General features: G+C 70.2%; 7 protein-coding genes. 5 read left to right on the top strand and 2 right to left on the bottom strand.

The window, feature by feature from the left end:
* Position 1: 1 nt before the first annotated feature.
* The 5 genes from ACH4YP_RS46635 (at position 2) to ACH4YP_RS46615 (ending at position 8,670) form a co-directional block, all read left to right on the top strand.
* Complete coding sequence (locus ACH4YP_RS46635) at positions 2-2,143, top strand: GDSL-type esterase/lipase family protein (protein WP_398497536.1); 2,142 nt, start codon at positions 2-4, stop codon at positions 2,141-2,143.
* A 35-nt stretch (positions 2,144-2,178) separates the two neighbouring features.
* Positions 2,179-3,603, top strand: a complete 1,425-nt coding sequence (locus tag ACH4YP_RS46630) for an alpha-L-fucosidase (RefSeq protein ID WP_398497535.1) — start codon at positions 2,179-2,181, stop codon at positions 3,601-3,603.
* A gap of 5 nt (positions 3,604-3,608) precedes the next feature.
* Complete coding sequence (locus ACH4YP_RS46625; RefSeq protein ID WP_398497533.1) at positions 3,609-4,553, top strand: hypothetical protein; 945 nt, start codon at positions 3,609-3,611, stop codon at positions 4,551-4,553.
* On the top strand, positions 4,550-5,464 hold the full coding sequence (locus ACH4YP_RS46620) for a beta-glucosidase (RefSeq protein WP_398497531.1): 915 nt from the start codon (positions 4,550-4,552) through the stop codon (positions 5,462-5,464). The genes ACH4YP_RS46625 and ACH4YP_RS46620 overlap by 4 nt, the downstream gene beginning before the upstream one ends.
* An 83-nt stretch (positions 5,465-5,547) precedes the next feature.
* Positions 5,548-8,670 (top strand): alpha-N-acetylglucosaminidase TIM-barrel domain-containing protein, encoded by a 3,123-nt coding sequence (locus ACH4YP_RS46615; protein ID WP_398497529.1) that lies wholly within the window; start codon positions 5,548-5,550, stop codon positions 8,668-8,670.
* A gap of 274 nt (positions 8,671-8,944) precedes the next feature.
* Here the strand turns inward: ACH4YP_RS46615 and ACH4YP_RS46610 are convergent, their stop codons facing one another.
* Positions 8,945-10,681: an RICIN domain-containing protein gene (locus ACH4YP_RS46610; protein ID WP_398497553.1), complete on the bottom strand. Its 1,737-nt coding sequence runs from the start codon at positions 10,679-10,681 to the stop codon at positions 8,945-8,947.
* A gap of 47 nt (positions 10,682-10,728) precedes the next feature.
* On the bottom strand, positions 10,729-12,894 hold the full coding sequence (locus ACH4YP_RS46605) for a beta-galactosidase (RefSeq protein WP_398497527.1): 2,166 nt from the start codon (positions 12,892-12,894) through the stop codon (positions 10,729-10,731).
* Positions 12,895-12,904: the final 10 nt, after the last annotated feature.

Below are 12,904 nucleotides of genomic sequence, written 5' to 3'. Positions count from 1 at the left end.
CGTGCTTGGACCCCTACGTGGACGACGAAGATTCGCAGCCCTGAGCGCCGCCGTGGCGGCCGTCCTGGTGTCCCTGCTCCCGGTGACTCCGGCCGAGGCCGGAGCCAAGCTGGGGGAGTGGACAGGGACTTGGGCGACCGCGCAGCACGCCTCGTACGACCCGGGCATCTCGGAGGTGACCGTACGGATACCGGTGCGGGTGAGCGCCGGTGGGTCGAGCGTGCGTGTCCGCCTGACCAACGGCTTCACCACCGAGCCGGTGACGATCGGCCACGCGACCGTGGGGCGCGGTGACGGCGGATCCGCTGTCGCGAAGCCGCACGAGTTGCGGTTCGGCGGCAAGGACGAGGTGACGATCGCCGCCGGGGAACAGGCGGTGAGCGATGCCGTCCGGGTCCCCGTGCCGGCCCGCGGCGACCTGGTCGTCAGCCTGTACTTCCCCGGCCGGCTCACCCACATAAGCCAGCACTGGATGGGCCTGCAGACCGTCTACTGGACGCCCGACGGCGGCGGCGACCACGCCTCGGACGCCGCCGGGGACGCCTTCACCAGGACCGACTCCACCTTCCCGTTCCTGACCGGCGTCGACGTACGCGGTAGTGACACGGCGGGCTCCGTCGTCGCGCTCGGCGACTCCATCACCGACGGCGCGTCCTCCACGGCGAACGCCAACCGGCGCTGGCCCGACTATCTGGCGGGGCGCCTGTCGGCCTGCTCGTCCACCGCCGGAGTGCTGAACGAGGGCATCAGCGGCAACCGGATCACGGCCGGGGTCGACGGCAACCCGTCGGCACTCGACCGGCTGGAACGCGACGTGCTGTCGCAGCCGGGCGCCCGGACGGTGATCCTGTTCGAAGGCGTCAACGACCTCAGCTGGGGCGGCGCCACCGGCGACCAGGTGATCGGCGGCATGAAGGAGATCGGACGCCGTGTCCACGCCCGCGGGCTGCGCCTGATCGGCGCGACCGTCGTGCCGTACCGCGGCTGGGGCGACTGGTGGACCGAGGCCAAGGAGGCAGACCGGCAGAAGGTCAACGCGTTCGTGCGCGACTCGGACGGCGTCTTCGACGACTACGCCGACTTCGACAAGGCGGTACGGGACCCGGACGACCTGACCCGCTACGCCGCCGCGTTCGACTCCGGTGACCACCTGCATCCGAACGACACCGGCATGAAGGCGTTCGCCGACGCCGTCGACCTCACCACCCTCGGAGCGGGCCGCGACTGCCCGTCGGCCCGCGTCCGGCTCACTCCGTACCGGCCGGCCCTGCAAGCCGGTGGCGACGGCACGGAGATCACGTCGACCGTCACCAACACCGGTCCCAGGGCGGTCACTCAGGTCAGCACGCGCCTCGATCTCCCCGACGGCTGGTCCGCCGAACCGGCCGGCAGCGCGCGGATCCGCTCCCTCGCGCCGGGCGACAGCGCCACCGTCACCTGGACCGTGACACCCGCGGCCGACGCGGCCTGGGGCACCCACCGGATCGGCGTACGCACCTCCTTCCGCCAGGACGGCCGTACACGCCACGACTCCGACAGCGTGGACGCGACGGTGACCCCCGTTCCGTCAGAGGTGAGCTCTCCGTATCTGACGACCGCCACTACGACCGAGGAGGCCCAATACGCCCAGAACGGCGACCAGTTCGCCATCTGGGCGGGCGGCCAGGACCTTTCCGGCTGGCAGGACGAGAAGGCGGCGGTCTACCTCGCCGACGCCGCACCGCCGTCCGGCACGGTGACCGCCCGGGTCGTCGGCCAGACCGGCAGCGGCCCGTCCGCCAAGGCGGGGATCGCCGTGGCCAACGACCTCACCGCGCCGGAGGCGGGCGGCTACGCGGTGCTCACCATGTCCGCGCAGTTCGGCCTGGAGTTCCTGACCGACAGCGACGGCGACGGGAAGCTCGACACCTGGGCCGGAGGCGGCAGTTCGTACCACCCTGCCTGGCTGAAGCTCGTCCGCGACGGCACCGCCTACACCGCGTACGCCGGCTCCGACGGGACCACCTGGCAGCAGGTCGCCACCGCCACCGTGCCATCCGCGAGCGGCACCGGCGACGCCGGGCTGATCGCGAGCGCAGTCAACCTCAACTATCCCGGCCAGATAACGACGGCACTCTTCGACTCCTTCTCCACCCACGAGTGAGAGGCACGTTGATGGCAGTCAACCGCAGACACTTCATGACCACCGCGGCCGCCCTCGGCGGCGCAGTGCTGCTCGCCCCGCCAGGCACCGCCCAGGCCCTCTCCGGCGGCGCGGTGCCCGGCGGCTCCGGCATACCCGACTACCAGCCCACCAAGGCGTCCCTCGATACCCATCCCGTGCCGCGCTGGTACAAGGACGCCAAGTTCGGCATCTTCGTCCACTGGGGCGTCTACTCGGTGATCGGCGGCGCGACGCCGAGAAGTGCCTCCGAGTGGTACCTCTGGTACCAGAGCTCCAAGGACTCCGCCGAGTGGAAGTACCACCGCGACACCTACGGCGAGGACGTCACCTACGACGACTTCATCCCGCGGTTCAGGGCCGAGAAGTACGATCCCGACGCCTGGGTGAAGCTGTTCGAGCAGGCGGGCGCCGAGTACTTCGCGCTGACCAGCAAGCACCACGACGGATTCGCCCTCTACCCAAGCAAGGTGACGGACCGTCACTCCGTGGCGTACGGCCCGAAGCGCGACCTCGTCGGTGAGTTGATGACCGCGGCCCGCAGGCGCGGCACCGTGCGCCCGGGCCTGTATTACTCGCTCGGCGAGTACTTCAACCCGGCGATCGGCCGGCCGATGCGCAACTTCTACACCGACCAGGAAATCCCGATGACCGGCTACAGGCCGGTCGAGGACTACATCGGCGACTACGAGCTCAAGCAGCTCCACGAGATCATCGACCGCTACGACCCGGAGCTGCTGTGGGCGGACGGACAGTGGTTCCGGCCCACCGGCGAACCGCCGTGGCGCAGCGAAGAACCCCTGGCCCACTACTACAACCAGGCCAAGAACCGTAAGCGCCCCAAGGGCGTGGTGGTCAACGACCGGTTCGACACCCACTTCGACTTCGCGACGTACGAGCAGCGCACCAACCCCACGATGGATCCGCAGAAGTGGGAGTGCTGCATGACGATGGGCTACTCCTGGGGCTACAACAAGCACGAGCCGGACGAGGACTACAAGACCTCCGAGTTCCTGATCCGGCTGCTCGCCGACGTGGTCAGCAAGAACGGCAACCTGCTGCTCAACATCGGTCCCAGGCCGGACGGCACGATCCCCGAGATCATGCAGGAGCGGCTGCGGGACATCGGCGCCTGGCTGAAGGTCAACGGCCCGGCGATCTACGGGTCGACGCCCTGGGTGCGGGCGGAGGAGGAGGGCGGCTCGCTCGGCATCCGCTACACCGTCTCCCCGGGCAAGTTCAACATCATCGTGCTGGGCGCGCCCAGCGGCACCCTCTCGGTGCCCGGCGACATCCCCATCAGCGCCACTTCCCGGATCCGGCTGCTCGGCACGAACGGCAGTCTGCGGTGGACCCGCCGTGACGGAAAGATCAACATCACCGTCCCGTCCTCCCTGCCCAGCGACATCGCCAACGTCTTCACCGTCGACTGGGCCCGGTGAGCGGCATGGGAATCCGAAACAGCACCCGGTTCGACACCGTGGGGCCCGCGCTCACCGTCACCACGGAACCCGTCGAGCCGGCCGGCGGTGACACGGTCACCGCCACCGCGGTCCTCACCAACGACTGCCCCTTCCCGCTCCGCAACGCCGTGCTCCACCTGATAGACCCCGGCGCCACCACGGCGGCGAAGACCATCCGGCTCGGCGACCTGCGGCGCGGAGCGAGGACGACCCGGCGCTGGGAGACGGCGATGCCGGCCGACGTGGCCGGGAACGTGTCGTTCACCGCGCACGTGGTCTTCGACGTCGACGGGCGCAGCAGCGACTGCGCGCGGTCCGCGAAGACGTTCACGGTGCCCTACGAGCCCAATGAGGTGCGGGACCCGTACCGGACGTTCGCCACCACCGACGACGCCGAGTTCGGCCAGTACGGCAGCCAGTTGGTGATCTGGGCGGGCGGCCGCGACCTCTCCGGCGGCACCGACGAGAAGGGGGGCATCCTCCTTCCCGGATCCGCCGCCGAGTCGAGCGTGGTGCAGGTCAAGACGGTCAGCCTCACCGGCAGCGACAACCCGACCGCCAAGTACGGCATCGCGGTCGCCAACGACCTGACCGCGCCGGAGAAGGGCGGCTACGCCGTACTCACCATGTCGAAGTCGTTCGGCCTGGAGTTCATGACCGACAGCGACGGCGACGGACGGCTCGACACCTGGGCCGGTGGCGGCGGCTCCACCCACCCCGCCTGGCTGCGCCTGGTCCGCGACGGCACCACTTTCACCGCGTTCTTCAGCACCAACAACGGCCTTTCCTGGACCGAGATCACGAGCGTGAACGTCCCCTCCGCGAGCGGAGTTCTGGATGCCGGCGTGGTGGCGAGCGCCGTGAACCTCAACTACCCCGGCACCAACGTGCAGGCCGTGTTCGACCACTTCTCAGCGGAGACGAGATGACAACCCATCGCCCTGCCCAGGCCGCCTACCGCCCCGAACAGGACTTCCTCCCGCCGCCCGTCTCCCTCACCGTCACCCCGGCCACCCCTGAGCCGGGCGAGGCCGTGGCCTTGACCGCCACCCTCAGGAACACCACCGGCATCACCCTGCGCGGCACCGTTCTCTACCTCGCGGTGGGTGACGTCGAGGAGTCGGACGGCCTGGGCGGCATCGCGCCCGGACGGTCGGTCACCCGCACCTGGAGGACCCGGCTGCCCGACGACGCCGAGGGAGTGGTCCCGTGCGTCGCGCACGCGCTCTTCGACGTGCACGAGAACGGATCCGACTGCACCCGTGCGACCTCGCTGCTGAACCTGCCGTACCGGTCGTTGGTCAGCGCCTTCGACAACGCCGGCATCTCCTCCGACGACGCCACTACCACCGCCGACATCGATGCCTCCCGTTCCAGCCTGTCCGCCCAGGCGCTGGCGTCGGTCGGACTGACTCCCGGTGCCTCGGTCACCTACGGCGGGACGGCCTTCACCTGGCCGGACACCGAGCCCGGGGCCAAGGACAACGTGGTGTCCTCGGGGCGGACCGTACGGCTGTCCGGCACCGGATCGCGGCTGTCCTTCCTCGGCACCAGTACCTGGGGCGACGGCAAGGGGCCCGGGAAGGTCGTGTACGCGGACGGTACGGAGCAGGCCTTCTCCGTCGAGGTCCCCGACTGGTACTCGGCGGACCCCGCCGCCGCGGTGGTACTGCCGTACCGCAACACCCCCTCGGGCCAGGACAGGAACCCGGTCAGTCTCTACACCTTCGGCGTCGAGCTGGAGGACAGGGAACTGCACTCCGTCGTACTGCCGAAGGTCAGCGACGGCGTGTCGAGCGGTGTTCCCGCGCTGCACATTTTCGCCATGACCGTCGCCTGATCCGGACCGCGGCCCGGCCGTACCACGGTCCGGCCCGGCCGTACCACGGTCCGGAAGATCCGAAAAGTTCTGAGAGGACGTTCATGACAGGCAATCAACCCCTCAGCCGCAGACGCCTGCTGACCGGGACGGCCGCGTTCGGCGGAGTGGTGCTGCTGGCCCCGCAGTCGGGTGCCCACGCCGCCCCAGGGGCCGCGGACAAGGCCGGCAAGCCGTTCGACGCGACCCCCGCGTCGGTCGCGCTGCGACGGCTGCTGCCCGGCCACCACCGGCAGGTGACGCTGCGCGCGTCGGCCGCCGGGGGCGCCGACCGGTTCAAGGTCACCGGCCGGGCCGGGGCGATTACCGTGGAGGGCACCAGCCCGGCGGTGCTGCTCACCGGGCTCAACACCTATCTCGCGCGGGCGGCGAAGGCCGACATCTCCTGGAACGGCGAACAGCTGAACCTCCCCAGGCTGCTGCCCGCCCCCGACGGGGAGATCGCCGGATCGGCGAACGTGCCGCACCGGTTCGCCCTCAACGACACCAACGACGGCTACACCGGCCCCTACCGGGACTGGGACGCGTGGCAGCGCGAGCTGGACGTGCTCGCGCTGCACGGCATCAACAGGGTGCTGGTCTACACCGGCGGCGATGCCGTCTACTACGACACCTTCCGGCAGTTCGGCTACTCGGACGCCGAGATGCGGGCGTGGATTCCGGCACCGGCCCACCAGCCGTGGTGGCTGCTGCAGAACATGTCGGGGTTCGGCGGTCCGGTGTCCAGGCGGCTCATCGAGAGGCGCGCCGATCTCGCCCGGAAGATCGCCGACCGGGTGCGCGAACTGGGCATGACACCAGTGCTGCCCGGCTACTTCGGCACCGTGCCGGACGACTTCGTCGCCCGACACGGAGGGGACGCGGCCGTGGTCCCCCAGGGAGACTGGGGCGCCTTCAAGCGACCCGACTGGCTCGACCCGCGCACCACGGCCTTCGACGAGGTGTCCGCCGCCTTCTACCAGGCCCAGTCGGAGCGGTTCGGCGACAGCACGATGTACAAGATGGACCTGCTGCACGAGGGCGGCAACCCCGGTGACGTTCCGGTGGACGAAGCCGCGGCAGGCGTCGAAGGGGCGCTCCAGAAAGCTCATCCGGGCGCGATCTGGGCCATCCTGGGCTGGCAGTCCAACCCGTCCGAGGCGCTGCTCGACGGGGTCGACAAATCCCGGATGCTGATCGTGGACGGCCTGTCCGACCGATACACCACCGTCACGGACCGGGAGAGCGACTGGGGCGGCACCCCGTACGCCTTCGGCAGCATCTGGAACTTCGGCGGCCACACCCCGATGGGCGCCAACGCCCCGGACTGGGTGGAGCAGTACCCCAAGTGGCGTGACAAGGAAGGCAGCGCGCTCGCCGGGATCGCGGCGATGCCGGAGGCCGCCGACAACAACGCACCCGCGCTCGCGCTCCTCACCGACCTGGCGTGGGCACCCGGCACCATCGACCTCGACGACTGGTTCGCCTCGTACGCCGTGTCCCGGTACGGAGGCGAGGACCCGCACGCCCTCGCCGCCTGGAAGACGATCCGCGACACCGCGTACAACATGACCCGCAAGGACGCGTGGAGCGAGGCGCCCGACGGACTGTTCGGAGCTCGGCCGAGCCTGGGCGCCAACAAGGCCGCCGCCTGGGGCCCGGAGGCCGACCGCTACGACACCACGGTCTTCGACACGGCCCTCACCGAACTGCTCCAGGTCGCGCCGCGACTGCGCGACAGCTCCGCCTACGCCTACGACCTCGCCGACGTGACCCGTCAGGTGCTGTCCAACCGCAGCCGTGTGTTGCTGCCCCGGATCAAGGCGGCGTACGAGGCCGGTGACCGGGCCGGCTTCGACCGGCTCACCAGGACCTGGCTCAGCTGGATGAAGCTGATGGACAAGGTGCTGGCCACGTCTCCGCAGCACCTGCTCGGACGGTGGCTGGCCGACGCCCGGTCCTGGGGCGCCACCAGGGCCGAGAAGGACCAGCTGGAGTACGACGCACGGTCGATCATCACCACCTGGGGCGGCCGGGAGAGCAGCGAGGAAGGGCTGCACGACTACGCGAACCGGGAATGGTCGGGGCTGGTCGGCGGCCTGTACCTCACGCGCTGGAAGACATACTTCGGCGAGTTGTCCGCCGCGCTCGCGGCCGGCCGGGAGCCGGCCGAGATCGACTGGTTCGCTCTGGAGGACCGCTGGGCGCACCAGCACGACAGCTACGCGGTGAAGACGTCCGGCGACATCCACAAGCTGGCCCGCCAGGTGCGGGACACCCTGGCCGCCGATCCCGACCAGGTGACGCTGACCGCGTCCGCCGACCGGGGCGCGGTGGCGGAGGGCCGCCCGGTGACGGTGACCGTGTCGTTCACCAACCGAAACGGCTTCGGGCCGGCGACGGACGTGACGCTGTCCGTCGAAGCGCCGGAGGGGATGACCGCCGAGCCGGCCGGGGCGACCACCGCGGCGTCGGTCGCCCCGGGCGAGACCTTCTCGGCGACTTTCCGGGTCACCCTCACCAAGACTGCCAGCGTGCTGGTCTCCCGGGTGCCGGTGGGCGCGTCCTACCGGACCGGCGGCACGCGCGGCTCGGCCTCGATGGCGGTCCGGCTGATGGCGGGCACCGGTGTCCAGGCGCCTTACCGAACAGCCTCCTTCAACGACGCGGTCTTCGGCCAGTCCGGGGCCGCGCTGGCCATCGAGGGCGCGGGCGCCGACCTGTGGAGCGGTACCAACGAGTTCGGCACGGTCTACCAGGCCGCCGCCCTCGGCTCCTCCTCGACCGCCACGGTCCGGGTCACCTCGCAGGACACCACCGGCGGCTGGGCCCGCGCCGGGCTGATCGTCCGCAACGACCTGTCCGAGAACGGCTCGGCCGGCTACGTGAACCTGGCGGTGACTCCGTCCAACGGCTGCGCGCTGTCCTGGGACTCCGACGGCAACGGCCAGTTCGACTCCATCGAGTTGGCCGGTTCCCAGGCCGCCCCGGTGCACCTGCGACTGACGCGCTCCGGCGACGCGTACACCGGTGAGTGCAGCCGCGACGGCGTCTCCTGGACCAAGGTCGGCACCGCCACACCGGGCGGCGCTGCCGACACCCAGGACATCGGCGTCTTCATGACAGCGGCCAACGGCTGGACCGGCACCCGCGGGATCGCCGCCTTCGAGGACTTCTCCGTCACCTGAGTGATGGGCCGGCCGGGCCGTGGCCGCCTCGCGTCTCCGGCCCGGCCGTCGCCGTATGGCCGGAGGAACGCGTGCCCCTGCCACGTCGTCATCGTCTGCGTGCGCCCAGAGCGACGTCCGTAAGTCGGTACGCGCCCTCCGGAGCGGTGCCTCCGTGATCGACACCTCGACGCCGGCCTGCCCCACGGCCACGTCTTCCTGAGACCACCCCGCACGAGGAGCCGCGCCCCCGAGAGCCCTCGTACGGGGTGCCGTCGACAGAGACGGCGGGAGCCTACTGGACGAGTTCCCAGTCCTGTGAGCCGTCCGTGGCCGCGTTCTGCAAGGTCAGCGGCGCTCCGTCGGACGCGCCGGTCAAGTACAGGTTCGTGTTCTTGACCGCTTGCAGTTTGTAGAACCCGTCCCTGGTCTTGACGAGGTTCCAGCTGCCGGTGGAGCTGTTGTCGACCCACTGACCGATCCGCTGCCCGACCGTCGCGTTGCCCGTCCAGATGGCTGCTGCGCGACCGCCAGACTTGTTCAGCAGGCTCGTGCCACCGTTCGGCTCGGTCACCACGTGCCAGTACTGGGTGTCCGGGTTCGCGGCCGAGCCGGGCTCCTCCAACACGACGTCGGGAACGTCTCCGTTGCCGATGTTCGCGTCATTGGTGTGGTTGCCGGTGCCGATCACCTGGTCGGTCTTGCGGTTGACCAACTGGTAGTAGGCGCCGTCCGATTGGCCGAGGTCGACCTCGGCGTGGGCGATCGTCGAGGTGCCCTGGTTGTTGAGGATCGCGATGCGGCCGGTGCCTTGGACGTACTGCAGGTTGCGGCTGTAACCGGCAGGCGAGGTCGTCTGGTACTCCTTCCACGTGCCGTCGCTGCGTCCGCTCTCGTTGACCCAGACGTTGCCGCTGCCTGCGGCGTTGTAGACCAGGCGGCCGCCGGGAAGCCTGACGATGACCGGACTGCCGCCTCTCGCGAGGGGGCGGGAGCCTGCGGCGACGGGCAGGGAGGCGACGTCCGTGCCGGTGGCGGAGCCACGGTAGAACTCCAGCGGGCTGTCGGCGATCACGTACCGGGTGTTGGCGCCGCCACCCCAGTACTCGAAGGGGAGCATCCACTTGCCGTCCGTCGTCCGGACGACGTTCGTCATGCCCGGCCGCCCGCCTCCGATCTCCGTCTTGCCGCCGCCCATGTCCTGGGTCAGCCCGGCGAGGTCGACGACGGGGCCGCTCCACTGTGCACTGCGGCCGTCCCAGGTCTTGTGCACGAGGATCTGGCCGTGCGAATCCGGAGCGGTGTCGTTCGCGCGGTCCAGCGTCGGGACGCCCGTGGCCGGGTCGAAGCCGATGTAGTCGTTCTCGTCGGAGTAGTAGCAGACGAGCTTGCCCTTGTAGACCATCAGGTACGGCTCCCAGAGGGGATCCACCTGCTTGTGCGTGTTCGCGCTCGCGATGTTCTGGCCGACCGCGCCCGCGCTGCCGCCCTGCCAGCCGCCCGTCGCGATGACGTTGAGGACCTTCCACGACACGCCCCCGTCGGTGCTGGAGTAGAGGGCGATTGCCATGTTCTTGCGGTCTCCGTCGTTGGACGGGGTCCAGTTCGGGTCGGCTGCCTTGTGTTCCTTGTAGTAGTGGTCGTCGCCGGACACGACGCTCGCGAGGAGCAGCGTGCCCTGCTTGAGGTTCCCGACGTCCTGGGGAAGCGTGTAGAGGTACGGGTTCGTCCAATTGCTCGTGTACTTCGCGTACTTGGGGTCGTTGGAGAGGTACGCGGGAGCCTTGACCTGCGACAGCCGCTGCCAGCTCGTTCCGTGGTCGTCGCTCTTGTACACGGGGAGGGTCTGTCTGTCGGCGCTGCCAGTCTTCGGCACCACCGTGGACTTCTCGAACGACGCGACCAGACGTCCGCCCGGCAGCTGCGCCGACTTCGGGTAGACCGCACAGTTGCCCCGCCCCTTGAGGCACGGTTCGTTTCCGAGCTGGTAGAGGATCCCGCCCGTCGGGTTGTACGCCTGCGCGCTGCCCATGGGTATCGCCAGCAGCGCGGATGCCGCGACGAACGTACCCAGCGCCTTCACTGTTCTTCGTTGCACAGCCCCTCCTTCGGGGAGACGAGTATGCGGACGTCCCAGGCACCGAGGTCCAGCGCCGTGCCCGCGGGGAGGGACGTGCCGGTCAGGGCGTCGGAGAGGTCCACCGGGGCGGGTACGCTCGCGGGCTCCCAGCTCCAGTTGTGGACGATGTGGACGCGGCGTCCGTCGGGGGAGGTGCCGGTCGTCGCGGTGACGGATTCCGGGAGGTCCTGCCACGCGCTGCGGGAGGCCGGTGCCATCCAGGCGGCCAGTGCCCGGGCGAGGTCGCGGCCGGGGACGGTGCCGACGGTGGTGACGCGGCCGGAACCGTGGCGGCGGGTGGTGACCGCGGGCCAGCGGCCGAAGTGGGGGTGGTCGTAGGTGGCGAGCACCTCGGCGTCGGTGACGGTCAGGCCGTCCGCCCAGCGGGTCGCGGTCGAGCCCTCGGGCAGGTCGAGCGGCCCACCGGACGCCGACTGGACGGGGACCTCCTGTGCGAGGTTGCTGAACTCGTCGTAGTGGACACCGGCGGCTTCCACCAGTCGCCCGGGGGCCGGTTCGTGCCGGGCCCTGGCCTCGTGGTCGGCGTAGCCGGTGCGCGGGCCGAGGACCAGGTGGCCGCCCGCCTCCGCGTAGGCCGCCAGCCAGTCGAGCGTCGAGTCGGCGGCGACGTACAGGGCCGGGACGACGAGGACGGGGTGGCGGCGCACGGCCTCCTCCGTCGTCAGGCCCTTCCGTTCGCCGCGCGGGTCGTGCAGCTGGCGGGCGTGGACGATGCGCACCTGGCGGCCGGCGTCGAAGGCGCCTCGGTAGAACGGGTCGAAGATGCGGTGGTAGGCGGTGGGGTCGGGTTCGCCGTCGGGCGTCGCGAGCGGCGGGTACTTCTGCATGAGCCATTTGCTCGGCGTCGAGTAGACCATGGTGATGTCGGCGTCCGGTTCGAGTCCGGCGACGAGTGGACCCGCTGCCTCGAACTCGGAGCCCAGACCGGCGAGTTCGGCGTACGTGCGGCCGGGCCGGCCGGTGTGGGGCAGGATGCCGCCCCAGTAGGTCTCGGCGCCGAAGTGCAGCGTGTGCCAGTGCCAGTACTCGATCATGCGGGCGCCGCGGGCGACGAGTGCCCAGGCGGCCTGCCTCCACTGGCCGTCGTAGGCGGGGCGGTTGTCCCACGGCATGCCGATGGAGCCGGCGTTGGTCTCGGTGACGAGGAAGGGCTCCTGGCGGGAGGAGAACATCCAGTCGGCGGTCTGGTACAGCGCCCAGACGCCGGTGGTCTGCCAGCTCTGCTGGTGGTCGTCCGGTGTGGGGTCGGGCAGCAGCAGATCGTCCTGCATGCCGTAGTACGCGTTGCCCGTGGCGATGTCGAGGCGGTCCGTCAGCTCGTCGTCCTCGACCGCGGGGCGCTTGTAGGAGATGCAGGTGGTGACGAACTGTTCGGGGCCGGCGTACTCACGGACGACGTCGGCCTGCCAGCCGATGAATTCGGTGACCTGCTGGGCCTGGAACTCCCGCCAGGCGACGTCGTATTGCGGCTGGGCGTTGCCGTCGGGTGTCCACAGGTCGGCCCATGTCGACAGTCTGTGCGACCAGTACACGAGGCCCCACTCGTGGTTGAGTGTCTCGACATCGCCGTATCTTGCGCGCAGGTGGTCGACGAAGCGTTCGAATACCCCGTGGTTGTGGAGGAGTTCGTTGCCGGGTTCGTTGTCGACCTGGAAGCCGATGACCGAGGGGTGGTCGGCGTACCGGGCGACCATCTTGCGGATGACCCGCTCGGCGTGGAAGCGGAAGGCGGGGTGGGTGAAGTCGACTTCCTGGCGGGCGCCCCAGCCGATGCGCTCGCCGGTGTGCCGCTCGCCGGTGATCTCCGGGTACTGGCGGGCCAGCCACGGCGGGACGGCGTACGTCGGGGTGCCGAGGACGACGGCGATGCCGCGCTCGTGGGCGCCGTCGAGGACGGGCTGGAGCCAGTCGAGGTCGAAGCGCCCGTTCTCGGGCTCCCAGGTGGACCAGACGGACTCGCCGACGCGGATGACGCTGAGGTGGGCGTCGGCCATGAGGTCGAGGTCGGTCTTGAGGCGCTCCTCGGGGCGTTCGGTGCCGTAGGGGGGCCGGTACTCGTGGTAGTACGCGGCGCCGAAGAGGACGCGGGCGGGCAGGTCCGCCATGGACAAACCT

Origin of the sequence: Streptomyces sp. NPDC020747 (genome assembly GCF_044334695.1) — a bacterium.
Taxonomy (GTDB): Bacteria; Actinomycetota; Actinomycetes; order Streptomycetales; family Streptomycetaceae; genus Streptomyces.
The sequence above is the reverse complement of the archived record's forward strand: the minus strand, read 5'-3'. Positions and strand labels throughout refer to the sequence as shown.